Origin of the sequence: Sulfitobacter sediminis (assembly GCF_040811725.1) — a bacterium.
Taxonomy (GTDB): Bacteria; Pseudomonadota; Alphaproteobacteria; order Rhodobacterales; family Rhodobacteraceae; genus Sulfitobacter; species Sulfitobacter sediminis.
The window spans coordinates 178,294-204,824 of record NZ_JBFNXX010000007.1; the positions used below are offsets into that span (position 1 = coordinate 178,294).

Annotated in this window: 21 protein-coding genes; 7 read left to right on the top strand and 14 right to left on the bottom strand. The window is 62.9% G+C overall.

The genetic code is table 11. The annotated features are described in order from the left end of the window. Position 1: 1 nt before the first annotated feature. A complete protein-coding gene (locus AB2B41_RS11580; RefSeq protein WP_367877956.1) occupies positions 2–1,414 on the top strand; it encodes a M20/M25/M40 family metallo-hydrolase in 1,413 nt (470 codons plus the stop codon). Beyond that, entirely contained in the window at positions 1,411–2,289 is an 879-nt protein-coding gene (locus tag AB2B41_RS11585; protein WP_367877957.1) for a DMT family transporter, read from the top strand. The genes AB2B41_RS11580 and AB2B41_RS11585 overlap by 4 nt, the downstream gene beginning before the upstream one ends. 48 nt (positions 2,290–2,337) lie before the next feature. Here the strand turns inward: AB2B41_RS11585 and AB2B41_RS11590 are convergent, their stop codons facing one another. The 4 genes from AB2B41_RS11590 to hydA are packed head-to-tail and all read right to left on the bottom strand — an operon-like array spanning position 2,338 to position 5,783. Beyond that, positions 2,338–3,255, bottom strand: a complete 918-nt coding sequence (locus AB2B41_RS11590) for a dihydrodipicolinate synthase family protein (protein ID WP_367877958.1) — start codon at positions 3,253–3,255, stop codon at positions 2,338–2,340. Further along, positions 3,245–3,928 (bottom strand): aspartate/glutamate racemase family protein, encoded by a 684-nt coding sequence (locus tag AB2B41_RS11595; RefSeq protein WP_367877959.1) that lies wholly within the window; start codon positions 3,926–3,928, stop codon positions 3,245–3,247. Before AB2B41_RS11595 ends, AB2B41_RS11590 begins: the two co-directional genes overlap by 11 nt. After that, the gene (locus AB2B41_RS11600) at positions 3,925–4,314 is read right to left on the bottom strand and encodes a VOC family protein (RefSeq protein WP_367877960.1); all 390 of its coding nucleotides are present in this window, start codon (positions 4,312–4,314) and stop codon (positions 3,925–3,927) included. Before AB2B41_RS11600 ends, AB2B41_RS11595 begins: the two co-directional genes overlap by 4 nt. Further along, positions 4,311–5,783 carry a dihydropyrimidinase gene (hydA, locus tag AB2B41_RS11605; RefSeq protein ID WP_367877961.1) on the bottom strand — a complete coding sequence of 491 codons (1,473 nt, stop codon included), beginning with the start codon at positions 5,781–5,783 and terminating at the stop codon, positions 4,311–4,313. The genes AB2B41_RS11600 and hydA overlap by 4 nt, the downstream gene beginning before the upstream one ends. A 218-nt stretch (positions 5,784–6,001) precedes the next feature. On the opposite strand from hydA, the gene AB2B41_RS11610 reads away from it, so the two are divergent. From AB2B41_RS11610 to AB2B41_RS11630, 5 genes are all read left to right on the top strand, one after another. Beyond that, on the top strand, positions 6,002–13,504 hold the full coding sequence (locus AB2B41_RS11610) for a GAF domain-containing protein (protein ID WP_367877962.1): 7,503 nt from the start codon (positions 6,002–6,004) through the stop codon (positions 13,502–13,504). Next, positions 13,497–13,853 carry an Hpt domain-containing protein gene (locus AB2B41_RS11615; protein WP_367877963.1) on the top strand — a complete coding sequence of 119 codons (357 nt, stop codon included), beginning with the start codon at positions 13,497–13,499 and terminating at the stop codon, positions 13,851–13,853. The genes AB2B41_RS11610 and AB2B41_RS11615 overlap by 8 nt, the downstream gene beginning before the upstream one ends. Beyond that, positions 13,846–14,877 carry an adenylate/guanylate cyclase domain-containing protein gene (locus tag AB2B41_RS11620; RefSeq protein WP_367877964.1) on the top strand — a complete coding sequence of 344 codons (1,032 nt, stop codon included), beginning with the start codon at positions 13,846–13,848 and terminating at the stop codon, positions 14,875–14,877. Before AB2B41_RS11615 ends, AB2B41_RS11620 begins: the two co-directional genes overlap by 8 nt. A gap of 157 nt (positions 14,878–15,034) precedes the next feature. Beyond that, the gene (locus AB2B41_RS11625) at positions 15,035–15,406 is read left to right on the top strand and encodes a cupin domain-containing protein (RefSeq protein ID WP_367877965.1); all 372 of its coding nucleotides are present in this window, start codon (positions 15,035–15,037) and stop codon (positions 15,404–15,406) included. Between the two features lie 120 nt (positions 15,407–15,526). After that, a complete protein-coding gene (locus tag AB2B41_RS11630) occupies positions 15,527–16,324 on the top strand; it encodes an SDR family NAD(P)-dependent oxidoreductase (RefSeq protein ID WP_367877966.1) in 798 nt (265 codons plus the stop codon). Between the two features lie 38 nt (positions 16,325–16,362). On the opposite strand, the gene AB2B41_RS11635 is transcribed toward AB2B41_RS11630, so the two are convergent. From AB2B41_RS11635 to AB2B41_RS11680, 10 genes are all read right to left on the bottom strand, one after another. Next, positions 16,363–17,478, bottom strand: coding sequence for an NADH:flavin oxidoreductase/NADH oxidase (locus tag AB2B41_RS11635; RefSeq protein WP_367877967.1), 1,116 nt, complete (start codon positions 17,476–17,478; stop codon positions 16,363–16,365). 216 nt (positions 17,479–17,694) lie between these two features. Continuing rightward, positions 17,695–18,060, bottom strand: a complete 366-nt coding sequence (locus AB2B41_RS11640) for a hypothetical protein (RefSeq protein WP_367877968.1) — start codon at positions 18,058–18,060, stop codon at positions 17,695–17,697. Positions 18,061–18,421: 361 nt separating this feature from the next. After that, entirely contained in the window at positions 18,422–19,732 is a 1,311-nt protein-coding gene (locus tag AB2B41_RS11645; RefSeq protein ID WP_367877969.1) for an MFS transporter, read from the bottom strand. 111 nt (positions 19,733–19,843) lie between these two features. Beyond that, positions 19,844–20,596 (bottom strand): tyrosine-protein phosphatase, encoded by a 753-nt coding sequence (locus AB2B41_RS11650; protein ID WP_367877970.1) that lies wholly within the window; start codon positions 20,594–20,596, stop codon positions 19,844–19,846. 10 nt (positions 20,597–20,606) lie between these two features. Next, complete coding sequence (locus AB2B41_RS11655; RefSeq protein ID WP_367877971.1) at positions 20,607–21,413, bottom strand: metallophosphoesterase family protein; 807 nt, start codon at positions 21,411–21,413, stop codon at positions 20,607–20,609. Next, entirely contained in the window at positions 21,410–22,180 is a 771-nt protein-coding gene (locus AB2B41_RS11660) for an ATP-binding cassette domain-containing protein (protein WP_367877972.1), read from the bottom strand. The genes AB2B41_RS11655 and AB2B41_RS11660 overlap by 4 nt, the downstream gene beginning before the upstream one ends. After that, positions 22,177–23,127 (bottom strand): ABC transporter ATP-binding protein, encoded by a 951-nt coding sequence (locus tag AB2B41_RS11665; RefSeq protein WP_367877973.1) that lies wholly within the window; start codon positions 23,125–23,127, stop codon positions 22,177–22,179. Before AB2B41_RS11665 ends, AB2B41_RS11660 begins: the two co-directional genes overlap by 4 nt. Beyond that, on the bottom strand, positions 23,124–23,942 hold the full coding sequence (locus AB2B41_RS11670) for an ABC transporter permease (protein ID WP_367877974.1): 819 nt from the start codon (positions 23,940–23,942) through the stop codon (positions 23,124–23,126). Before AB2B41_RS11670 ends, AB2B41_RS11665 begins: the two co-directional genes overlap by 4 nt. Continuing rightward, positions 23,939–24,883: an ABC transporter permease gene (locus AB2B41_RS11675; protein WP_367877975.1), complete on the bottom strand. Its 945-nt coding sequence runs from the start codon at positions 24,881–24,883 to the stop codon at positions 23,939–23,941. Before AB2B41_RS11675 ends, AB2B41_RS11670 begins: the two co-directional genes overlap by 4 nt. A gap of 46 nt (positions 24,884–24,929) precedes the next feature. Continuing rightward, on the bottom strand, positions 24,930–26,423 hold the full coding sequence (locus AB2B41_RS11680; RefSeq protein WP_367877976.1) for an ABC transporter substrate-binding protein: 1,494 nt from the start codon (positions 26,421–26,423) through the stop codon (positions 24,930–24,932). Positions 26,424–26,531: the final 108 nt, after the last annotated feature.

A 26,531-nucleotide genomic window follows, 5' to 3' on the forward strand; every position in this document is an offset into this window, starting at 1 on the left:
CATGACCGATCCCGTACTGGCGCATGCCCATGCGCATGAGACCGATCTTGTCGAGGGACTGAAAACCCTTGTCTCCTTCCCGTCAGTCGGGGCCGATCCCGCGATGGCCGAAGGCATGGAGAATGCCCGCCGTTTCGTCGAGGCGCGTCTCGAAGCGATGGGTTTCGACAATCGCCAGCGCCTGACCCCAGCCGACGGCAGCGGCCAGGCCGCGATCTACGGCGAAAGGCTCGACGCGCCGGGCAAGCCCACGATCCTCGTCTACGCGCACTACGACGTGCAGCCTCCCGACCCGCTCGGCAAATGGGACAGCCCGCCCTTCGAGGCGACAGAGCGGGACAGCCGCCTTTACGGGCGCGGCATCTCCGACGACAAGGGGCCGATGATGATCGCGCTCGAAACGCTCGCCGCCTTTATCGCGGTAGAGGGCAAGCTGCCCGCCAACGTCAAACTGCTGATCGAGGGCGAGGAGGAAACCGGCTCTCCCTCCCTCCCCGGCATCCTGGAAACCCACCGCGACTTGCTCGCCGCCGATGCGGTGCTCTCGGCGGACGGGGCGCGCTGGCGGCCTGACCTCGTGGCACTCAACGTCGGCTCGCGCGGGAACGCAGGCTTCGAGATACGGGTCGAGACAGCGGCCCAGGACCTGCATTCGGGTCGCTATGGCGGAATCGTGGCGAACCCGTTGCACGTTCTCTCAGATCTCATCGCCAGCCTGCACGACGCGAAGGGCCACATCGCCGCCCCCGGCTTCTACGATGGCGTAACCGAACCAACCAATGCCGAGCGGGAAGAGATCGCTAGTATCCCCTACGACGAGGACAGCGCCTTTGCCGCCATCGACGCCAAGCCGCACGGGGAGGCTGGGTATTCCACCCTCGAACGGCTCTGGTTGCGGCCCACTGTCGATGTGAACGGCATGTGGGGCGGCTACACCGGTGCGGGCTCCAAGACGGTGATCCCCAACGAAGCCTTTGCCAAGCTGACCATGCGGCTGGTCCCCGGACAGGACCCCGAACGCGCCAAGCAGGCGGTCATCGCGCACCTGCGCGCTGAATTGCCCGACTACGCCCGGCTGGACGTTTATGGCGAACGGGGCCAGGGCGGTGCCTATGCAGTGCCGCCCGACCATCCGCTGCTTGCCGCAGCCGTCGCCGCGCTGGAAGAGACCACCGGCCAGACCCCGCTCAAGGTGCGCATCGGCGCGTCGCTGCCCCTGACCGAGATCGTCTCGCGTATCCTTGGCCTCGACACGGTGATGTTTTCCTTTGCCCTGTCGGACGAGAATTTCCACGCGCCGAACGAATTCTTCCGCCGCTCCTCCATCACCGAAGGTTTGGCGGCCTGGGTCTCGATCCTGCGGCAGATCGGCACGCTCTCACCCGCCGATTTCGCAGCCTTCCGACGATCGTGAGCACCTCCGCCGAGGTCGACAACCGCTACGGCGCGCTGCTGCTTCTGGTGGCTGCGGCGATCTTCACCGCTGACGTCACCGTACTGCGCTTCCTCTCGGCGGATGTTCCTTTCGCGCAGATCATCTTTTTCCGCTCGCTTTGCCAGCTTGTGATCGTCGCACTTTGGATCGCTGGACGCAGACCCGCGCTCTTCCGGTCGTCCAACTGGCGCATGCTCATCGTCCGCGGGTTGACCAGCCTTGTCTGCTGGTGGCTCTACTATGCCAGCTTCCAGACGCTCGATCTGTCGCTCGCCACCACCCTCACATTTACGACCTCGCTCTTCGTGGTGGTCATGGCGCCATTCGTGCTCGGCGAACGCATTGGACCGCTACGGGCCTTCGCGACAGCACTGGGGTTTTTGGGCGTGGTACTGGCCAGCCGCGCCACGGATTTCTCATTGGAAACCGGTGTGCTCTTCGGTCTCGGCTCGGCGATTGCGGCGGCGGCCCTGATCTTTCAGAACCGCGTTCTCGCCCGGACCGAACACACCGCGACAATCATGGTCTGGATCGGCATGGTCGCGACCCTCGGCACCTTTCCCGCCGCTGCGGCGGGATGGACGCAGGTCAGCGCGGGCGACCTGGCGCTGATGGTGATCGCGGGCACGCTGGCCACGCTCGGGATGCTGCTCACGGTCGAGGCCTACCGCTTCGGAGAGGTCTCGGCGCTCGCCACCTTCCCCTACGCCCGTCTCCTTTTCGCGCTTGCCGCAGGGTACCTGTTCTTTGGAGAGGTCGCCTCGGCCCGGGAGCTCCTGGGGGCCGCCGTGATCATCGTCTGCGGCCTTCTCGCCACCGAACGGCGAAGGCCGCCCGCGCCAAGGGTGCCGTGAACCTTGCGGTGCCTCAATCGCCGCTGCTGTCATCGGACAATAGCCGCGTCAAAGCCCCAGATCGTTCAACCGCCGCTTCTGCCGCGCGGCCAAGGCATCGACCTCGGCGATCGCTGCCGCGCTTAGCCCGGCGCCCGGCTTGCGCAACGTCGGATGGGCGATCATACCCCGCTGCGCCAGTGTATGTTTTCGAATGGCCAACCCCATGCCCGGCTGCGCCTCGTAGCGGATCATCGGCATATAGGCGTCGAAGATGTCCCGTGCGTGATCAAGTTCGCCTGCATGACAGGCGTCGATCACCTGCCGCATCATCTCAGGATAGCCAAAGCCCGTCATGGCCCCGTCGGCACCGCGCAGCAGTTCTTCCAACAGGTACATCCCGCCATTCCCGCAGAGGATCGAGATGCGCCGCGCCCCGGCATCGGATGCCTTCCGCAAGGTGCTGATCTTTTCCAGACCGGGCCAGTCCTCGTGCTTGAGCATGACACAGGTCGGACAGTCCGCCACGATCTGCAGGATGACCGAAGGCGAAATCTGCACGCCGGTCGCCAGCGGGAAATCCTGCAAGACAAAAGGGATATCGCCCAGCGCTTCGGCCACGTTGTGAAAGTACCCGGTGATCTGCGCATCGGTCCGCAGCCCCATGGGCGGCGCGACCATGACGCCCTTGGCCCCCGCCTGCATGGCCTCGCCCGCCAGCGCCGACATTGCGGCAAGCCCCGGCGCGGAGACGCCCACGACGATGGGCACCGGACTTCGGCCAATCACACGCTTGATCACGGCGAGGGATTCATCGGCGGAAAGCTTGCCGGCCTCTCCCATCATGCCGAGGATCGTTAGGCCGTCGGCCCCTTTCTCAGCGTAGGTATCTACCAGACGGTCGAGACTTTCGAAATCCAGCGCTCCGTCGGGCAGAAAAGGGGTGGCGGCAATGGTAAAGACGCCCTTGGCGGTTTCATCCAGCATGTTCTGGTCCCGTACTCTTGTGAGAAAGACTGAGGCGGATCTGGCCCAGCGCCATGCTGACCGCCGCCTGTGTCGGTTCGACAACGGGCAGGCCCGTTGCCTCCTGCAGGGGTTCACGATACCGGGCCATCCCCGCGCAGCCCATGATCAGCACATTCGCCCCGTCCTCGTAACGCAACCGCTTGCCCGTGGCGATCATCGCGGCCAGGCTTTTGCCCTCATCCGCGAGATCAGCGACCCCGAGGCCCAGCGCCCTGTCCCCGGCCAGCCGGTTCAGAACGCCCATGGCACCGAAGGCGCGCAGATGGCGGGGAATGGAAGCAGGCAGGATCGCGATCACCCCGAACCTCTGGCCAAGTGTCAGGGCGGTCATGACGGCAGCTTCCTGAATGCCGACGACCGGCAAGGCCGTCTGGTCCCGCAGGGCATGCAGGCCCGGATCGCCAAAGCAGGCGATCACATAACCCGCCGCGTCTTCCTGCGCGGCGGCCAGTGCCAGCATCGGGGCAATGTTCAGGTCCGCCTGCCGCTGGTTCTCGATGCCGGGCGGCCCTTCGGCCAGCGTCAGACAGCGGATCGGAATGCCGAAGCTGCGCAGGGGATTGAGCGCCTTGTCGATGCCGTCGGTGACCGTCTGGGATGAATTCGGGTTGATAACGATCAATGTGCTCATGCGCCCGCCCGTGTCGCCGATTGGATTTCGATCTGGTAGCCCTCGGGATCGGTGAACACGAAAGCGCGGATGCCAAGCTGCTCGTTCACGAAGAGCCTCGAGAGGTTATCGAGCTTCCGTGCCTCCGCATAGCCATACCACGCATCCACATCCGGTACCCTGATGCACAGCTGAACCGGTTTCTGTTCGGTCCATTTGTTCATGCCCCGCGCCTCGTCCACGAGGCCTACGTGCGCGCCGGGACAGATCGCATAGATCTTGCTCCAGCCCTGGTCGATAGCGAGTTCCAGGCCCAGAACATCCTCGTAGAAGGCCATCGCGCGGGGCAGATCGCGGTAGTAGAAGAATGTGATTGCGAGCTCGTTCGCCGTCTCGGGCCTCTTCATCTTGCCTCCACCTCTGATGCCATTCCTCTGGGCCGGGTCGCCAAGACGGGTCGGTCGATCCACCTGCCGCTTCCCGGCTGGCCGTGAAACGCGCCATCTTCGACAAGGCATTGACCACGCAGGAACACCCGTTCGGGCCAGCCGGTAACGGTGGTGCCTTCCCAAGGGTTATACCCCACGTTGTCGTGCAGATCGTCCGCGCCGTAGGTCACGGTCTTTTCCGGATTCCAGATGACGATATCCGCATCCATCCTCTCGGCCAGCGCTCCCTTGCGCTCCAGCCCGTACAGCCGTGCGGGCGATTCTGAGGTGAGCCTGGCAAAGGCCTCCGGCCCGCCGCGCCCCCGCGACACGATCGCATCGAACATCAGCGGCAGCCGTGTTTCCAGACCGGGCAGACCGTTGGCGATCTGGTGAAACCCGGCATCCGGTCCCGCCGACAGTTTGCCCGTCTCGTCAAAGCGGTAGGGGGCATGATCGGAAGAGACGAGGCTCAATGTCCCGTCGAGCAGCGCAGCCCAGAGGGCTTCCTGATCGGCGGGACGGCGTTGCGGTGGAGAGCACATCCACTTCGCACCCTCCAGCCCCGGCTTGACGAGCACGTCCTCTGTCATGAAGAGGTAATGCGGGCAGGTTTCGGCCCAGACCGGCGCGCCGCGTTTTCGGGCGGTCCGGATCGCCGCCGCACCTTCGCTGGTCGAGATGTGAAACAGCATGACCGGTTGATCGAGGTATTCGGCGAAACGGCACATGCGCTCCACCGCCTCGATTTCCGCCATGCGGGGGCGCGCGCGCGCGTGATCTCGCGGCGAAATCTGACCGGAGGCGATCAGCGCATCGCGGGCTTGCGAGATAATCGCGTCGTTCTCGGCATGCACGCAGACCAGCGCGCCATGCCGACGCGCCTTTGTCAGAACGTCCAGCAACGCGCGATCGTCCAGTTGGATGTTGTAGGTGGTGAAGACCTTCAACGACCGATGACCTGTCCTGATGAGCGTCTCAAGATCACGGTCGAATCCGGCCACGCTGACGTCCGTGACCGTGATATGAAAGGCGTAGTCGATCATCGCGCCCCGGGCCGCCCGTTTGGCGTAGTCCTCGACCGTATCCGCAAGCGACTGGCCACTGGCCTGCGCGGCAAAAGAGATGACGCTTGTCGTGCCACCCATCGCGGCTGACCGCGCCGCCGTCTCGAAGGTATCGGCGTTCCATTGCCCCATCCCGGACATCTGCTCGATATGGGCATGCGGATCGACACCGCCCGGCATCACCAGCTTGCCCCTGGCCGAGATACGCCTCGCGCCGCCGCTGACAGGTTTCCCAACGGATATGATCCTGCCACCGGCAATGGCGATATCCCCCTCGATCACGCCATCGGGGGTGACCACATGTCCGTCGTGGATCACTAGATCGATTTCCGGGGCCATCACTTCCTGCTTTCCGCCGCCACACCGCTTTGGTCGCAGCATGGCGTCAATCCTTGTTTTTGCAAGACTGTCCTGGGTGCTCCCGCGCAGCCGCCCGAGGTTCCCTCCTCTGAATTCGTTCCGGCCGCTTCCGACTGCAGCAACCCGATGCGAGGGCAGAATTCCTTTTCACAACAAGCCTTTTGCCATTAAGCTTTCGTTCATTGAACCCACGCGTGGGAAGGTGCATGTCCGCCCGCTCGATTTGAGGATGTTCGTTCGTGGCGACCCGCAGCCCCAGAAAGGCACCTTCCAGGTCCGATCTTCTGGCAGAAGTCGAAGAACTGCGCGACCGGCTTGCCGATCAGCACGCACGCTTTGCCGCCACCGCGGAAATCCAGCGCGCGATCAAAGCCGCGCGTCACGATCTTCAGCCAATCTTTGACGCAATTGCGCGGAACGCAGCCGAATTATGCGGCGCCAGTTTCTGCATGATGTGGCGGTTCGACTCCGGGCTGATGCATCATTGCGCCAGCTTCGGTTTCACGCCCGAGTTCATGGAGACCTATCTCAAGCAATACCCCTCTGTGCCGACAGACGGCTCGATGGCGGCCAAAGTACTTGACGCCAGGGATATCGTTTTCCTGAACGACGCCTTTGACAGCTCCTACTCGGACCATTTGACAGCAAGGAAATATGGGTACCAGAAAATGTTCGGTGTCCCGATCGAACAGGGCGGTGGCATCTGGGGCGCGGTCATCCTTGCCTGGCCCGAGGGCCAGGAACCGGGTGAAAACGACGCGGAACTGGTCAAGAACTTCGCCCAACAGGCAAGCACGGCCATCGAGAACGCAAAGCTCTTCAACGACACTCAGGAGGCGCTCAACCGCCAGACCGCCACCTCGGACATCCTGCGGGCGATCAGCAAGTCGCCGACAGATGTGAAACCGGTGCTCGAGGTGATTGTCACCTCCGCTGTCAGGCTCCTGAAATGTGATCTCGCGATCCTGCATTTGACCGATGGCAAGGTCTACTGGCCGGCAGCAAGCTCGGATCAGGATGGCAAGATCACGACGCCGCGGCTGGTAGAGACCCTGCTCGCCGCCGGGGCCCCAACACGGCCGGATGGCGGGCCATACTTTCCTCTCGATCCCGAGTTGAATTTCCCGTCGCAGGCCATCGAAACGAAATCGCAGTTGCACATCCCCGACTGGACGGCGGCCGATCTGCCCGAGCACGAAAAGAAACGCCACAGGGATATCGGTATCCACTCGGCCCTCTACGTACCTTTGATGCGCGCTGATGAATGCGTCGGCCTCTTGTCCCTGGGTCAGAAGGTCCCCCGTGTCTTCTCTGACGCCGAAATCGCGCTGGCGCACACGTTCCGTGACCAGGCGATGATCGCGCTGGAAAACACCCGGCTGTTCATGGAAACGCAAGAAGCGCTTGAACAGCAGACCGCCACGGCCGAGGTGCTCAAGACCATCAGCCAGTCGGCATTTGATCTTCCCACGGTTCTGCAGGCATTGATCGAGGCGGCAGCGCGGCTTTGCGATGCGACCATCTGTATCGTCTTCTACCGGGAAGGCGATGAGTTGCACCTTGGGGCAAATACCGGCTGTTCGCCCGAAATGGTCAAGTTCCACACCGAGAACCCGCACAAGATCAACCGCACCAACATCGCGGGGCGCGCGGTTCTCGACCGGACCACGATCCATGTGCCCGACATCACGCTGGATGCGGAATTCGACAACCCGAAATCGACCGAACTTGGCGGCTGGCGGTCGATCATCGCCGTGCCGCTGATCCGCGAGGGCGAAGTGATCGCGGTCCTCGACCTCGCCCGCCCCACCGCGGGGCCTTTCACCAAGCGCCAGATCGAACTGGTGGAGACCTTCGCCGATCAGGCGGTGATCGCGATCAACAACGCGCATCTCTTCGGCGAGGTGCAATCCGCCCTCGTGCGCGAGAAGGCGACCAGCGAGGTCCTCGGCGTGATCAGCCGGTCGCGCGACGATTCAAAACCGGTTTTCGAGGCCATCCTCGACAACGCTCAGGCGCTTTGCAATGCGCCCATGTCCGCTCTGGTGCTGGGCACGGCAGAGGACAGCACCCAGACGCTCGCGGCACATCGCGGCGTCTTCGACCGCGCGGTGCAATTGTTCGAGACGGGACAGATGCCGATGGACGGCGATGTGTCCTACGCCGCGCGATCGATCATCGAGGCGCGGCTTATCGCCTTTCATGACATGGGCGAAAGCGACCTTTACACCGGCGGCAGCCCCGTTGTCCGCTCCATGGTGGACGAAAGCGGCATCCGCAGCGTGCTGTTTGTCCCCCTCATCAAGGATGGCAAGGGGATCGGGACCATCACGCTTTTTCGGAAAGAGGTCGCCCCCTTCGACGAAGCCGAAATCGCCCTTGTCGAAACCTTCGCCGCACAGGCCGTGATCGCAATCGAGAACGTCCGTCAGTTCCGCGAGGTGCAGGAACGCACTTCCGAGGTGACGGAGGCGCTGAAATACCAGACCGCGACCTCCGAAGTGCTCGATGTCATCTCCCGCTCACCCGATGTCCTCGACCCGGTGCTCGAAGAGATCCTGCAGGTCGGCTCCCGCATCTGCAAACCGCAGTACGCTTTCGCCGCGATGCTGAACCCATCTGACGGCCTTTATCACATCACGGCCAGCGCCAAGGTGCCCGACTACGTTCAGGAGTTCTTTTCGGCCAACCCCGTGGCGCCCGGTCATGGCACATGCATCGGACGCACGGCGCTGCTGGGGAAAACCGTCTACGTGCCGGATGTTGCAGTGGACGACAGCTACAAATGGATGGAGGCCGCAACAACCGTCAAGTACGCGGCAATCCTCGGGGTGCCGCTTATCAAGGATGGCGCGACGGTCGGCGTGCTCGTGATGACGAGCCAGACGACCGACCCCTTTTCGGACAGGCAGATCAGGCTCTTGGAGACCTTTGCCTCTCAGGCGGTGATCGCCATCAGCAACACCCAGCTTTTCGCCGAGGTCCAGCAGCGGACAGCGGAAGTGGAAGAAGCGCTGGAATACCAGACCGCGACCTCCGAGGTACTCGACGTGATCTCGCGCTCGCCAAACGAATTGCAGCCGGTCCTCGATACAATCCTGCGCGTGGCTGCACGGCTGTGCGATCCGCAATACGCCTACGCGGCGCTGCTGGATGAGAAAGACGGCTGCTACCACATTGTCGAGACGCACAACGTTGACGACGCATTCTTTGCCTATCTCAAGGCCCGCCCCATCGCACCGGGCCGTGGCACCTGCACCGGACGGGCGGCCATGCTTGGGCACACGGTCTACATCGAGGACACGCAAAACGACGATAGCTACGAATGGAAAGAGGCCGCAACCCTAGGCGATTTCCGCTCGACCATCGGCATTCCGCTGGTGAAGGACGGCGGTGTCGTCGGTGTGATTACCCTCGCCCACAGCCAGTCTTCGGCCTTCACAACCAAGCAGATCGCATTGCTGGAAACCTTCGCCTCGCAGGCCGTTATCGCACTCAGCAACGCGCGGCTATTCAACGAACTCCAAGAGCGCACCGCGGAAGTGGAAGAGGCGCTGGAGCAGCAAAAGGCCAGTGCCGAGATCCTCAGCGTGATCAGCCAGTCGGTCGAAGATACGCAGCCGGTCTTTGAGAAGATCCTCGACAGCTGTAAGCACCTTTTCGGCGGCGAAGAGCTTGATGTGCTGCTGATCGACGAACACGGAATGCTGCAGGTCGCCGCTTATCTTGGTGACTATCGCGAGGCGCTGCTGGAGACCTTCCCCGCCCCGTGGGAAATCACGCCCGCAGGCGAAGCGATCCGCACCAAGCGCGTCGCCAATTTCGCCGATTGCGCCAACAATCCCGATGTGCCGCCCGTACTGCGCAAGATGGCCCGCATTGCCAGTTACCACTCTGTCGCCTTCGCGCCGATGATCTGGGAGGGCAAGGGAATCGGGGTTGTGGGCGTTGCCCGTTCGGCCAAGCCTTTTACCGACAAGGAACTGCGCATCATGCAGGGCTTTGCGGATCAGGCGGTGATCGCGATCCAGAACGCGCGGCTTTTCCGCGAGACGAAAGAGGCGCTTGTGCGCCAGACCGCCAGCGCCGACGTTTTGCGCGTGATCAGCGAAACGCAGACGGATATCGCGCCTGTCTTCGATGCGATCCTCGAACGGGCCGCCCATATCTGCGAGGCACCGCTGGTCAGCCTGAATATCGTCAGCGAAGATCGCACATTCGCCCGGCTGGTCGCCCATCACGGGGACGACCTGAACTATCTCAAGGTGGGCGAGACGACATGGCCGCTCGACGCGGGGCTGGCGACCACGGATGTCTATCAGGTCAAAAAGCCCATCCACGTGCACGATCTGAAAGACACCGATCTTTACCGCGAGGGCGACAACCTGCGCCAGCGGATCGTCGACAACGAAGGCGTGCGCACCTTCCTTGCCATCCCGCTGATCCACAAGGGAGAGGTCATCGGCAACATCGCCGCCTACAAGCGAGAGGTGAAGCCCTTCTCCGAGGCGGACATCGACCTTTTGCAGACCTTTGCCGATCAGGCCGTGATCGCCATCCAGAACGTTCGCCTCCTGCGCGAGACGAACGAGGCGCTTGAGCGTCAGACGGCGACAGCGGAAATCCTTCAGGTCATTTCCAACTCGGTCGAAGACGCCAAGCCTGTCTTCGCGAAAATCCTCGACAGCTGCCAGAAACTGATCCCTTGTCAGGATCTGGCTGTTCTCACCATCGAAGCGGACGGACTGGTTCATGTGGGTGAGATACGCGGTCCCTATGCGACCAAGCAGGGCGCAGGTTTCGTCCCCATGCCGGTGGAGCGCACGCTGCTTTCCTCAGTCCTCGACGTGAAGACAAGCGTCTATTGCCCAAATGCGCTCGACGGTGAAAACTCGTCGCCTGTTCTGAAAAGAATGGCCGAGAAGAACGGGAATTTCGCCACCCTGATGTCCCCGATGATCTGGAAGGGGCAGGCGGTCGGGGCGATCTCGCTCGCCCGTGCATTTGCGAAGAACCCGAAGGCAACCTTCTCAAAGCAGGAGATGGATCTTCTTGACTCATTTGCCGACCAAGCGGTGATCGCGATCCAGAACGCGCGGCTTTTCGATGAGACGCAAAGCGCGTTGGCGCGCCAGACAGCGAGCGCGGATATTCTGCGGGTCATCAGTGAATCGCCCACCGACACCACGCCGGTCTTCGAAAGGATCGTGACGTCCGCAACGCGGCTTGTCTCTTGCGATCTCGCCATCGCGTCGCTTGCGGACGACAATTCCTGGTGGCAGGTCGCGGTCGCTTCGCCAGACGGCCTTTTTGAAGAGATCGGCACCACGCGCCACCCGCTTGACCCCGACGACAACATTCAGTCGTCGGTCCTGCTTTCCGGCAAGACCCGGCACATTGGAGATCTGTCCGCCCCGGGCTTGCCGCGCCTGGCAAGAAAGATGCACGAAGAAAGCGGATCGCAGGCCTATCTGGGCGTGCCGATGATGCGTGGTGGCGTTTGCCTTGGGGCGCTGATCTTCGTTCGAAAAGCCAAGGTGCCTTTCTCCAGGGACGACATCGCCCTTGCCGAGAGTTTTGCGGACCAAGCGGTCATCGCCATTCAGAACGTGCGGCTCTTCAACGAGACACAAGCCTCTCTCGCCCGGCAGACGGCAACCGCGGATATCCTGCGCGTGATCAGCAAGTCGCCCGGTAACGTGACACCGGTCTTCGAGGCGATCTGCACGGCAGCCACCTCCCTGTTATCGAGCGATCTTGCCTTTGTCATGACGACTGACGGTCAAACCTATTCGCCCGTTGCCGGGGCGACGCCCGATGGCGTCGTGACCGCTCTGGGACCACGGGAAATCCCCGTCGATGCGACGCAGAACTTTCCGTCGCGTGCCATCCTTTCTGAGGACTTGTTGCACCTGCCGGACTGGTCCGCGATTGACCTGCCACCGCATGAGCAAGCGATACGCGATGCCTTTGGTATCCACTCGGCGCTATATGTTCCATTGCATCTGGAAAACGGATTGTTTGGCCTGCTGGTTTTCGCCCGGAGTGCGCAACGCGCCTATACCGAGGATGAAATCGCACTGGCCTATTCGTTCAGCGACCAAGCGGTCATCGCCATCGAGAACGTGCGGCTTTTCCGCGCGGCACAGGAAGCACGGGACGAAGCGGAACAGGCCAATGAGGCAAAAAGCGCCTTCCTGGCCACCATGAGCCACGAGATACGCACGCCCATGAATGCCGTCATCGGGATGAGCGGGCTTCTCATGGACACGGCCCTCGATGAAGAACAGCACGATTACGCCCGCACCATCCGCGACAGCGGCGATGCGCTCCTCGGGATCATCAACGAGATCCTCGATTTCTCCAAAATCGAAGCCGGGCAGATGGACATCGAAAAACATCCCTTTGATCTGCGGGAGTGCATCGAATCCGCCCTCGACTTGATCGCGGGGCGGGCGGCAGAAAAGCAGCTCGACATCGCCTATATCTACGACGACAGCGTGCCGGTCGCGATCAACGCGGACCTCACGCGCCTGCGGCAGATCCTGCTCAACCTGCTGTCCAACGCGGTGAAATTCACCCCTTCGGGCGAGGTGGTCCTCTCGGTCTCCGGCAAACCGGCGAAGAAAGGCCGCATCGAACTGAATTTCGAAGTGCGCGACACCGGCATCGGGCTGACACCCGAAGGGATGAGCCGCCTCTTCCAGTCTTTCAGCCAGGCGGATTCTTCGACCACCCGCAAGTACGGCGGAACGGGTCTGGGTCTTGCGATCTCCAGGCGGCTCGCCGAATTGATGGGGGGCACGATGTGGGCCACCAGTGAAGGGACCGACAAGGGCTCGAGCTTCCATTTTACCATCGAAGCCGCGCCGGCTGACCTTCCCGACAAGCAACAGCGCAATCTGGCCGGTGAGCAATCCGAGCTTGTCGGCAAGCGGCTGCTGGTCGTCGATGACAATGCGACGAACCTCAAGATACTCGCCCGCCAGACCGAGAAATGGGGCACCGAAACGCTGGCCTTCGACAGCCCGGGCGCGGCGCTCAACGCCATAGAGGGGGATGCGCCTTTCGATCTCGCGATCCTCGACATGCATATGCCAGAGATGGACGGGGTGGCGCTTGCCCAACGCATCCGTACACATCACCCCAAGCTGCCTCTTATCCTGTTCAGCTCGTTGGGGTTGCGCGATCTCGATGCAAAGGAAGACCTCTTCGACGCCTACCTCGCCAAGCCGCTGCGGCAGTCGCAGCTCTTCGACACGCTCGTTACGCTCCTGATGCCCCACGACACTCCCAAGCCCGAGCGCAAGACGCCCGCCAAGTCCAAGACCGACCCCGAGATGGCCGCGAGACATCCCCTGCGTATCCTTCTGGCCGAGGACAACCTCGTGAACCAGAAGCTTGCCATCCGGCTGCTGGAACAGATGGGTTACCGCGCCGATCTTGCCAGCAACGGCGCCGAGGCATTGGAAAGCATCGCCCGACAGACCTACGACGTGGTTCTGATGGACGTGCAGATGCCCGAGATGGACGGGCTCGAGGCCTCCCGCAGGATCAATCGCAGCTACCCGCAAGGCGACCGCCCCCGGATTGTCGCGATGACCGCGAACGCCATGCAGGGCGACCGCGAGATGTGTCTCGAGGCGGGGATGGACGACTACATAGCAAAACCCATCCGCGTCGATCGCCTGATCGAGGCTCTGCAAAACGTGACAGCGCGCGAAAGGAAAAACGATGCATGACGGCGTTCTGGATCACGAGGTATTGGATGAACTGCGCGAGACAACCGGCGATGACTTCCTGTCGGAACTGGTGACGACCTTTCTGGACGAGGCCCCCGCGATGATTGCCGACCTCAAGGACGCGGCAAACAAGGGGGATGCCGACCGCTTTCGCCGTGCCGCCCATTCGATCAAGTCGAACGCAAGCTCCTTCGGCGCCACCGCCCTTGCGGAATTGGCCCGGTCAATGGAACTGGGCGATCTGGCCGAGGACGCCGCGAAAGGTGGATCGCCCCTCGCGGCGCTTGCGGCGCTGGATGCCGAATACGCCCGTACGTCGGCAGCCCTGAAAGGTGTCTTGAATGAATAACGGGGGCGGCAACCTTCTGATCGTCGACGACAACAAGGTCAATCGCCTGCTGTTGTCCCGCAACGTCGAGCTTTTGGGGCACAACGCCACGCTTGCCGAGAACGGTCGCATCGCCCTTGAACGTCTGAGGGCGGACAAGTTCGACCTCTTGCTTCTCGACATCGAGATGCCCGAGATGGACGGCTTTGAGGTTCTCGAAGCGATTAAGGGCGACGCAGACCTGCGCGACTTGCCGGTGATTGTCACCTCCTCCGTCGAGGGTCTCGACAACATCGTGCGCTGCATTGCGCTTGGGGCAGAAGACTACCTGCCGAAGCCGGTGAACCAGACGCTGCTGAAAGCACGGCTCACCTCCTGTCTCGACAAAAAGCGCCTGCAGGACGAACAGAAGGAACTCCTGCGCCGCTTCGCGGCCAGCGAGGTCGCGCAGGATTTGCAGCAATCGGGTTTTTCCATCGGTGGACGACGGGTCAATGCCTCCGTCCTTTTTTGCGACATTCGCGGTTTCACCGGCCTGTCCGAAAACCTGCCGCCCGAGGAAACCATCGAACTTCTGAACGTCTACTACACGCTCATGTTCGAGGCGATCAGCAGCCATGGGGGGATCGTCACCCTGATGATCGGCGACGGGCTAATGGCCGTCTTCGGCGCCCCGCAACCATTGGATAACACCGCACAGAGTGCGGTGTCCGCCGCACGGGAAATGATCGAGATGATCGAGGTGCTGAACGTCGACCGCCTCGCGGGCGAAAGCCCGGCGATCAAGGTGGGCATCGGCATCGCCACCGGAGAGGTTGTCGCGGGCTACGCCGGAACCGACCAGCGGGCCACCTACACTTGCGTCGGCAACACGGTAAACCGCGCCGCCCGTCTCGAGGCGCACACGAAGGTCGCGGAATGTGCCCTTCTGATAGATGAAGGGACCCGCGCAGCGCTCGATGGCCAGACTGTCCTGAACGCGATCAGCGGGGTGCACCTGAAAGGCTTTGCCGATCCCATCGACGTCTATTCCGTGACGATCTAGGCACGCGGGACAACGCACGGCCAACACCCTTTCTTCGGAAAGTTGCCGCGAGGAAGTGACCGTCTTCCTGACCACCTCCTCACCTTTCCCGATATGTCTGGCACAACTGCAGGATCACCGGCATTCTGCCCAGGACAGAGGTGGAAAGGGCTTGTGGATGATTAAGTACCGACCCGGTGACAGCGTGGGCCCGCTCGAAAACTGGCCCTTCGACAACCCCAAAAGCAACTACGTGATCAAGAAGGGCAACCCGAGGGCCTCGGGGCGTATGGACGCGGGCGGGCCTGGACATACGACGCGCACCGGCATCTGGCGCTGCACAGCGGGCGTCTTCGAATGCACCGAGCAGGGTGACGAGTTGATGACGATCCTCTCCGGTCGCTGCCGACTGACCGACACGATCACCGGCGAGGTTTCCGAGCTTGGCCCGGGCGAGAGCCTGTTCGTACGAGACGGTAGCCGGGTGATCTGGGAGATACTGGAGGATGTCACCAAGGTGTTCTTCGGTCACAAGAGCGACGGTTTCTGAGAACCGACGTTCGCACCTGCCCTGCGACCCGGCGCGCGGCACCATCAGGGCCTGATCGCCCTTGCACAGCGGACGTCAAAGATGGACCATTGAAACGCTCCAACCATGGAAAGACACAAGATGAAAGACCTGGAAGGCCGCGTTGCCCTGATCACCGGTTCCGCCACAGGGCTTGGGCGCTCGATATCCGTCAAGCTTGCAGAGCGCGGTGCCGACGTGATCATCAACTATTCCCGCTCATCCACCGAAGCCGAGGAAACCGCCGGTCTGTGCGAGGCTGCCGGGGCCAAGGCAATCGTGATCAAGGCGAATGTCGCCGATCCCGATGACTGCCGAAAGCTGGCCGAAGCCGCCGCGCCCTGGGGGAAACTCGATATCCTCGCCAATAACGCGGGCATCACCCGGCACGCGCGGGATCACGGGGATCTCGACGCGCTGTCAAAGGCGGACTTCATGGACGTCTACGAGGTCAATGTCGTGGGGGCCTATCTGATGCTACAGGCCGCCAAGGACCTCCTGGTGGCCGCCCATGACCAGACCGGTCGCGCCAGCGCCGTGCTCAACACTTCGTCGATTGCGGGCGTCAAGGGGATCGGGTCTTCGGTGGCCTACGCGGCGTCCAAGGGGGCGCTCAACACGATGACCGTCTCACTTGCCCGCGCGCTGGCCCCCGCGATCCGGGTGAACGCGATCTGTCCCGGCTTCATCGGCACGCGCTGGTTCAGGGATGCGATGGACGCGGAAAGCTATCAGAAGGTCACGCGCAGGATCGAGTCCACGACACCGCTTGCCGTGGCATCGGGGCCCGATGACATCGCCGATACTGCTGTCTTCTTCCTTTCCGATGCCTCACGGCACGTCACCGGTGAGCTTCTGCTCGTGGATGCGGGGATGCACCTCGGCAAGGCCGGAGGCTGAGAAGCCCCCGGGCCCTGAGTGGCAATACAAGGCGCGCGCTAGCGCTGCCCGACCTTCGCGTTCTTGAAGAGGGTCTTGAATTCGCGCGGCTGGGATCGCCAATACTGGTGCGGTGCGCTGATCTCGGCCCCGAGCGCCGCAGCGGCGTGCCAGGGCCAGCGCGGATCGTAAAGCATCCCCCGCGCTAGCGCGACTGCGTCAGCTTCGCCGCTCTTGACGATCTGCTCGGCATGATCGGCCTCGGTGATGAGGCCGACCGCGATGGTGGGCAGTCCGACTTCCGCCTTCACCCGCGCGGCATGGGGCACCTGGTAGCCGGCGGAGAGCGGGATCTCCTGTTTCGGCGACACGCCGCCCGACGAGACGTGGATTGCCGCGCATCCCCGCGGCTTGAGCGCCTGCCCGAGTGCCACTGTATCGCCGACATCCCAGCCGCCGGGCACCCAGTCCGTTGCCGATACCCGAACCCAGACCGGGATATCCTCCGGCACGGCGGCCCTGACCGCGTCGAAAACCTCGATGGGAAAACGCATCCGGTTCTCAAGGCTGCCACCGTAGTCGTCGGTCCGCTGGTTCGACAGCGGCGACAGGAATTCGTGCAGCAGATAGCCATGTGCAAGATGCAGTTCGATCCCCCTGAACCCGAGTGCGACGGAGCGCCGGGCGGCTGTCACGAAATCGTCTCGCACCTTCGCCAGCCCCGCATCATCGAGCGCAAGCGGGATATCCTCTCCCTCGGCATGGGCGATGGCCGAGGGCGCAACCGCCTTCCAGCCTTCCGGCGCATCCGGCGGGATCTGCGCGCCACCTTCCCACGGCGCACGGCTCGACGCCTTGCGCCCCGCATGGGCAAGCTGGATCACCATCTGGGTCTGCGCATATTTCGTCACCGCCTCCATGACACGCCCCAGCGCCGCTTCGTTCTCGTCCGAGTAGATGCCGAGGTCCCACGGGGTGATGCGCCCCTCGGGCGAAACGGCGGCCGCCTCGACAATCAGCATGCCCGCACCCGACAGGGCGAGATTGCCGAGATGAATGAGGTGCCAGTCCTGCGCATTTCCGTCGACAGCCGAATACTGGCACATCGGCGCGATCACGATCCGGTTCTCAAGCGTCAGCCCCCCGATCTCAAGCGGTGTGAAGAGATGGCTCATGGCGTCAGGTCCCCCGTTCAGGAATGTCGTACGATGGGTGCGAAGCAGTCTTCGCCCTCACAGCACTTCCTGTGCCGGGCCGTCGTAGTCAAGAGGGCCATCGGGCTGTGTACAAATCCGTTGCACACCAGCCGACCGGTCTTGGGTGGGAATGAGCGTGAATTGAGCAGCAAAGGGGCGCAGTCCCGGGCAGTCGAAATCAGCGCCTGTCAGAAATTACCGGCCGATCTCGGCAAGGATGACATGCTGCGCTCCGGGACGGATTTTCTCGTCGAACAGAAGGTAGGTCCGGTCTTCTCCCTTGCTGTCGATCTCGAGAACCCTTGCCTTGGCCACCACCCCGAATTCGGAGATCAGCATCAGGGATTTGGCGCAGGTGAACTCCAGCAGCCGCGACCCGATATCGACGCGATCAAACATCACGCGAAGCCTCTGCCCCGCGATGTCTTCGCTGGAAACGTCACGGAATTGTGCTCCGTGCACGAGCCTGATCGCGTCGCCGACCAGGAGATCCTCAGCGCCAAGAAGCGGATCGCCGCAGACAGCGCCCTCGACGACCGCAACGTCCTTCAGTCCCAGCAAGAACCCCGGCAAGCAAGTCTGCGGAGGGGCAAAGTCCGACCCGGCATACCGCCCGGACAGGCCCGTCCCGAGGTTATTTTCAGCGATAAGACCCATCACACACAAATCCACTTTTCACGCAATCGTGGGTCTTGGCCGCCTCAGGCAAGGACCAACGACCCTGTGGAAATACTCTGGATTCTAGGCAAATCTTTGCAGAAATTGTGTCGCATAAGGAGTATCGAGGGAGACAACGCGAAGTTCCGGTCTTGCCGGACCATGGGTAACGACCTGCGGGAGAACCTCGCCGCCATGCGCAACTCAAGGAGACGAAGCGCGGTGGGTGGCGCTGACCCGGCCCACGTTACAATCCCGACGCGCGTTAGAGATTCGTCAACGATCGCACCGGATCGGGCTTTTCCGGGATCACCTGCGGCACCTCGACGGCCACGGGAATGATATCCGGTGGCGCGCTGTGAGACCCTTCAATGGAAATCCGGGCCTGTCCCAGCCGGGGATGCAGTTTTCGCGCCAGCACCCATGTCAGCAGCAATCCGGCGCCGCCGGCGGTGAAGACGCCAGAAAGAGGTGCGAAGAGAAGAACCAGCCAGGCGGCGCCGGGCGTCACGATGCCAGAGACATCGCGAAAGCTCGAATAGATCGCCGACATCTCCGTACGCTCGGACGGCTTCACGGCAAGCAGGAACGGCAGACCGGCGGAGACATCGAGCAGAATGAGAAAGAACGAGCCCGCCATCAGCAGGACAACCGTCAGTTCTGGGATGCCGTTGGGCGGCCCCGCCATGAGGAACAGGAGCCCGGACATCAAGAACCCTGTCCTGACCGCCGCTCGCACCGACCTGCGCTGCATGAAGCGCAGCATCAGCGGCGTGAGAAACAGCGAGGCGTTGGAGATCGAAAGCGCGATGCCGCCCAGCTGGCTTCCCAGTCCGTTCTGCACCGCGTAGATGGGCAGGTAGACGACATAGACCCACCACCCGCAGGACCGCACCACCGCGAATATCCAACCCGTCACCAAGCGCGGCTGCGCGACGAACCTGCCGAAATACGCAAGCGGGTTGGCCGGGGGCCGTCTGCCCCTTGCGATAAGCTTGCCGTTTCCAAGGCGCATAACGAGGAATATCAGCAGCATGCCGAAGGCCGCGACGGCGGCGATCAGGAAGGGCGCGGGCCGCCACCAGGCGTAAAGAAACGTTCCCAGTGCAGGGCCAGCGGTCCATCCCAGTGCGCTGTAGAACAGACGCGATGTCTCGAAACGTCCAAGCTCGATCTTGGCCACGTGGTCAAGGACGTAGGCATTGAAGCACACGAACGTGGTGACGACCGCGAAGGTGATCAACGCAAGTCCCGCGACGGTCGCGGCGGGCGTCTCGAAGATGGTCACCGACGCGCCGCTCACGAACATCAGCGTGCCGAAGACATAGACCCACCACCGAGGGATGAACCGGATCAGGAAGGGGACAAGCAGGCCGATCACCAGGGAAATCGCCCCGATGATGAAATAGACCTCGGAGACCAGTCGCGCGTCCTTCAGCGAGTTGTACATCACCACCGGAAAGACCGAGATCAGGATCCCCCTCGCGACCGCCTCGGTTCCCGCCAGCAGGGCAAATCCGCGCACGCTGGGCGCAGGCGCATGGCGAAGCCATTCGGGTATTCGGCGCTCGTGCATGGGGATCGCTCCTGTTTTCGCCCCCAGTCAAACCGCTTCACACCCGGTTGCTCTTCCCTTTGCGACCCCATGTCGTTTTCCGCCGTTGATGCGATGCCGAATGTCTTCAGATCACTCCCCGAGCAGCCGGTCACGCAGGTTCGACAGGTCTCCGGCAGGCAGCCCGATGTCCTTCAGGTAGTTGGAAACCGACCCGTGGCGTCGATCGATCTGTTCCAGCGTTGTTGCCATCGTCAGGGGCGCGCAGGCCAGGAACTGCGCGTGCCTCTCGGTATCGCCACCGCTCTGGCGGGTGCGGTCCAGCAGCTCCTCGACCAGGTCGGCGATAAAGTCTCCGGTCAGGGAATAGTCGGCCAGGATCGTTTCGCGGTCCACCCCGGCGATCTCCAGCAGAAGGGCCGCCACCAGACCGGTGCGGTCCTTTCCAGCGGTGCAATGGAAAAGGATGGCGCCCTTGGGCGCGGAGGCGATGGTCGCAAGGATATCGCGCATCGCCTCGGACCGCTCCAAAAGGGCGGTGAGGTAAAAGCCGACAAGCGGATCGTCCTTGGCCGCCTCGTGGGTTGCCATCATGGCAGGGGCCAGATCGTCGTAGATCGGCTTGTGATGAAAACCGACCTGCGCCTCGTCCAGGTAGGGGTTCGGCTCTTCTTCGAGCTCCGCATGCGAGCGCAGGTCGATCACCGAGGTGAGCCCTTCGGAGTTGAGCAGCTGGACCCCTTCCCGCGTCAGCCGGTGCAGCCCGTCTCCCCGAAGCAGACGCCGCCACTTCGTGATCAACCCGCTGTGCGTCCGGTAGCCGCCAAGGTCCCGGACATTCAGCAAGCCGGGTATCTCCAGACGGCGTTTCAGATCCTGCTTCATGAGCTGTGCCTCACCTGAAAGCGCGCAAGCGCGCCTCTTCCAGCAGGCCCAACTGGCGGCGTTCGGGGGTGAGCGAGACGAATGAGACTGACAGCCCCGAGGGCCGGAGCACACAAAGCCCCATGCTCGTCCCCTCCACGATGCGCATGTCGCGCTGTTCAAGGATATCCACGGTCGAATTCAGGCCCATACAGGTGATGACGGGCACCCCGTGCCAGTGGTGGACCTGGTCAAGATGCACGTGGCCCGAAAGCACCCCGATCACGCCGCGCCCGGCAATCGTTTCGCCGAACTGCTGCGAGCTTTGCGCATCCAGGCTGGCCCAGGGCAGGGTACGGTCGTCCATGCGTGGCGGATGGTGTGCGACAACCAGTTTCGGCAGCGCGGGCTCCCGCGCGAGGGCAGCATCGAGAAAAGCGATCTGATCGGGATCGATCCGCCCTGCCACGTGACCGGGCACGAGCGTGTCGAGCGTGATGACATGCAGATCGCCAAAGGTCTGATCGTGTACGAAAGGCGCGTCACCGGTACCGGTCTCAAAGACTTCGGCGAAGGGACCGCGTTTGTCGTGATTGCCCAGCGCCAGAACGACAGGCGGTGCCAGGTCGGCAAGGATCTCCTGCAAAAGCGCGTAGGACGAAGCAGCCCCGGTATTGGTCAGATCTCCGCTCGCCACCACAAGGTCCGGCAAAGGTTCCATCGCATTGATGGCCGCAATCGCGCGCCGCAGTGTCTCGGTCGTGTCGGTCTTGAGCGCGGCGTCACTCAGCTCGGGGTGCGAGATGTGAAGATCGGTCAGGTGAACAATTCTGGTCATATCAATCCGGCGGCTGTGAGAAGCGAACGCGTATATCCCTGCTCGGGCGCGCGCATGATCTGTTGGGCGGCACCATATTCCACGGTCTTGCCGTGTTCCATGACAAGGATGCTGTCGCAGATGCTGCCCACCACCGACAGATCATGGCTTATGAAGAGGATTGCAAGACCCAGCTCATCCTGCAGGTCCATCAGCAGGTTGAGGATCTGGGCCTGAACGGACATGTCGAGCGCCGAGACCGCCTCGTCCGCGACGAGGAGTGAAGGACGCGTCACGATGGCCCGCGCGATGGCCACGCGCTGCCTTTGCCCGCCGGAGAATTCGTGCGGATATTTGTCCGCATCTTCCGGCCGCAGGCCCACCTGTTCGAGGGCCTGTGCCACGCGGGCTTTATCCGCCTGACCGGTGGCGCGGAGCGGTTCGGCGATGGACCAGCCCACGGTGCGCCGGGGGTTCAGGCTGCTGTAGGGGTCCTGAAAGACCAGCTGAAAATGCGGCCGCAGCGCCCGCAGATCAGCAGGGGCGAGTGTGGCCAAATCCTTCCCTTCAAAAAGCACCCGTCCTTCGTCGGGTCTCTCGAAGGCCATGACCATGCGGGCGAGGGTCGACTTGCCCGATCCCGATTCACCGACGATGCCCAGCGTCTCGCCCCGCTCAAGGGTAAAACTTGCCTGGTCGACCGCTGTCAGGACAGCGGGCGGTGTCAGCAATGCCTGCCGGGGCAGCCGGTAGCGCCTTGTGACATTCTCCACCGAAAGCAGCGTCACGTGTCAGCCTCCATCAGGTGGCAGGCAGTTCCCTTGCGCTCTGTCGGCTTGCGGGTCGCACATTTCGGCAACTCGACCGGGCAGCGTCCGGCAAAACGACACCCCGCTGGCAGGCTCGCCAAAGGCGGCACGGCACCCGGTATCGTCGGCAGCCTTTTGCGCCGCCCGTCGATCTCCCGCATATTCGCCGGGCTGGGCCGAGCCGACAGAAGGCCCTGCGTATAGGGATGTTTCGGCTCGGACAGAACCGCCGCCGTCTTGCCCCTTTCGACGATATCGCCGCCGTACATCACCAGCATGTCTTCGGTCGCGCGCGCCACGGCGGCCAGATCATGGGAAATGAAAAGCAGTGCCATCGTCCTGTCGCGCGCCAACCGGGCCAGAAGATCGGTGATCCTGAGCGCGACGTTCGCGTCAAGCGCGGTCGTCGGCTCGTCCGCAATCAGCAGTTCCGGATCGCAGGACAGCGCCAGCGCGATCAGCACCCGCTGCCGCTGCCCCCCCGAAATCTCGTGCGGGAACTGCCGGAGCCGCGCCTCCGGCTCGGGAATGCCGACCTCTTCGAACAAGGACAGCGCGCGGTCGCGCGCCTGTTCCCGGCTCAGTCCCAGGTGGATCATCAGGGGTTCCATCACCGTGTCCCCCACCCGCTTGATCGGGTTGAGCGCGGCCATGGGTTCCTGAAAGATCATCGCCACCCGCCGGGCGCGTTGGGCCTGCCAGGCCTTTTCGGAGGCGCCCACCATCTCGGTCCCGTCCAGCAGCAGGCTGCCGCTGACCTGCGCCGCATCGGGCGTCATCCCGATCATGGCCAGCCCCAGCATCGTCTTGCCGCAGCCGGATTCCCCCACCACGCCGATCCGGTCACCGGGCCGTACCTGAAACGAGACGTCCCGCACCGCCTGTCCCGCGCCAAAGGCGACAGTGAGATTGCGCGCCTCTATCATCTTTCGCGCGCCAATCTTGGGTCGGTGATATCGCGCAGCCCGTCGCCCAGTAGGCTGAAGCCCAGCACCGCGAGCACGATGCAAAGACCGGGATAAATCGCCAGTTGCGGGGCAAGGTACATGAGCGTCTGCGCCTCGGACAGCATCCGCCCCCAGGAGGGCGCAGGCGGCTGTGCGCCAAGGCCAAGGTAGCTGAGCGCTGCTTCGGCGAGGATGGCGATGGCGAACTCGATTGTGGCCTGCACGATGACCGGGGCCGCGATGTTGGGCAACACGTGATCGCGGGTGATGGCAAAACGGCCCATGCCCGCTGCGCGGGCGGCAAAGACATACTCACGCGTCCAGATCTGATTGGCCGAGGCACGGGCGACGCGGGCGAAGACGGGGATGTTGATGAAGGCGATGGCAACCACCGCGACGGTCAGCGAGGGGCCGAAGACCGCCGCCAGCATGATCGCGAAGAGGAGCGTTGGAAAGGCGAAGCTGATGTCAGCGATCCGCATGACGAAATCCTCGACCAGCCCGCCGATGGCAGCCGCCAGCAGCCCCAGAGACACACCGATGGAGCCGCCGATGAAGACCGCCGTCAGAGCCACCGCGACGGAATTGCGCGCCGCAGCCATGAGTTGCGAGAATACGTCCCGGCCAAGCTGGTCGGTGCCGAGCCAATGCTCGGGCGAGGCCGGGGCGAACTTGCCCCGGATGTTGAGCAGCGTGTGATCGTGCGGCGTCCATATCAGCGAAAGTGCCGCCGCACCCACGACCAGCCCGACAAGCACCGCGCCTATCAACAGGTTCACCGGCAGGCGCTTCATGAACGGGTCTTCAGGCGCGGGTCGATCACGAGATAGAGCAGATCGACGATGAAGTTGGCGGTGACCACGATGGCTGCGAAAAGCATCACAAGGGCCTGCACCGAAGGCAGGTCACGGTTCGCGATGGACTGAAAGATCAGCCGCCCCAGACCGGGGAGGTAGAACACGTTCTCGATGACGATGGTGCCGGTCACAAGAGCCGCGAACTGCAGCCCGACAATGGTCACGATGGGGATGAGGGCGTTGGGCAGGACGTGCCGCCAGAGCACACGGTTTCGGGAAAAGCCCATGGCGCGCGCGGTTCTCACATAATCGAGCCGCATCACCTCCAGCGCAGAGGAGCGTGTGACGCGGGCCAGCACGGCAGACTGCACCAGCGCCAGCGCCACCGTCGGCAGGATCAGCGCGCGCACCGCCTCCCAAGGCTCCGACCAGCCGGGAAAGCCACCGGGCGGCAGCCAGCGCAGTTTGACCGCAAAAAGCAGGACCAGCAGGATCGAGAGCCAGAAGGCCGGCACGGCAATGCCAAGCTGGCTCAGAAACATGACCCCCCAGTCCCCCGCCTTGCGATGGTTCGCCGCCGCGCCAATCCCCAGCGTCAGCGCGAGGATGATCGTCACGAGCATCCCGGAGATGGCAAGCGAAATGGTCAACGGCAGCCTTTCGGCGATGAGCTCTGAAACGGGGACGCGAAAGGAATGACTGGTCCCGAAATCACCCCTCAGTGCGCCCCCGACCCATTCGGCATATCTCAGAATGACCGGATCGTTCAGCGACAGCTCTTCGCGCAGGGCGGCCAGCGCGTCGTCGGTCGCGTCAAGGCCCAGGATGGTCAGCGCCGGATCACCCGGCAGGATGTTCATGACCGCAAAGACCACTGCGGACACCACGAACAGCGTCAGGACAAAACTGATGGTGCGTCGAAGGAGGAAGTAACCCATTGCAGATGACCTGCGCGCAGACCCTGTCCGCGCGCAGGCAATCCAGTCAGTTCACGGTGACACCCGCCAGCGGCTGGAACAGAACGGCGCGCGAGGGCCAGAAGCCTTCGACCCCGGTCTTGTAGACCCCCAGCTGCGGGAGCTGGAACAGGAACCCGTGCACCGCCTGATCGGTCAGGTACTGCTGCGCCTCCCTGAGCAGGCCATTGCGCGTCTCCGGGTCCGCCTCGCTGCTGATCCGCGCCCAGAGATCGTTGAAGGCCGCATCGTCATAGCCGTAGAAATACTTCGGCCCGCGGGCGAAGTTGCCCAGGTCGTTGGGCGATGTATGGGCGATGATCGTCATGTCGTAGTTCTTCTTCTTGTAGATCTCGTCGATCCAGAAGCCCCACTCGACGTTCTCGACCTTGGCGTCGATCCCCGCTTCGGCAAGTTGCGCCTGAATAATCTCGGCCGACCGCGTCGCATAGGGGAAGGGTGGCACGCGTAGGGTCATGGTGCTGCCCGCGACGCCCGCCTCTTCGAAGAGCGCCTTGGCCTTGTCGGTGTCATGCGGATAGGTGCCGGTCAGATCCACGTAGGCAGGGCCATGGGGCGGATAGAAGCTGCCGATGGGCACGGCCTGTCCGTACATCGCCCCGTCGATGATCTCATCGCGGTCGAAAGCATGGTTGATCGCCTTGCGCACCCGCGCGTCGTTGAAGGGCGGCTTGGAATTGTTCATCGCCAGGATCACCTCGCCCTCGGTCGACCCGACCACCACATTGAAACGCGGATCGGCTTCGAACTGCGGCAGCAATTCCGGGGCCGGGAAGCCCGGGAAGGCGTCGATCTCTTCTGCAAGCAGGGCCGCCGATGCGGCAGCGGCGTCAGAGATGAATTTGAACTCGACCCGGTCCAGCGCGACTGATCCGGCATCCCGGTGATCGGCGTTCTTTGTCAGGACCAGTTTGTCGCCCCGTGTCCAGCTGTCATACTTGAAGGGGCCGGTGCCAACGGGTGTGGCGTTGTTCGCCTCGACACTCTCGGGGGCGATGATCGACGTATCGCCCTGCGCCATATTGAAGAGAAAGAAGGCATCCTTCTGCGACAGCTTGATCTCGACCGTGTTCGCGTCGACTGCAGTTACGCTTTCGATCGGCTTGAACAGCCCCTTGGAGGGATTGACCGAATCCTCGGCCATCGCCCGGTCGAAAGTAAAGACCACGTCCTCTGAATCGAAGGCGGTGCCGTCATGGAACGTCGCACCATCGACAAGGTCGAAGGTATAGGTCAGCCCGTCTTCCGAAACAGTCCAGCTTTCGGCAAGTTGCGGCTGAACCTCACCGGCCTCGTTCACGGTCGTAAGCGATTCATAGAGGTTCTGGGCCAGCATGCCATCGATCGAGGCCGTCGCATCGGCCGTCGGATCGAGCGAGGTCGGCTCTTGCTGGAGACCGATGACAATTGCGTTTTCAGCGCCGGCTACGGTTGGCGAAAGTGTCGCCGAAACGGCAAGTGTCGCTGCGGCTATCAAAGGCCTTTTCAGATTGAGTGGCATGATCGTGTCTCCCTGTGAATGGTAGGACAGACGTCTCCCTGCTTGCCGCCGCCCCCAAGGGGAGGATGCCTGAAGCATCGCGAATTCGTCAAGTTCGCGTGAGGGCAC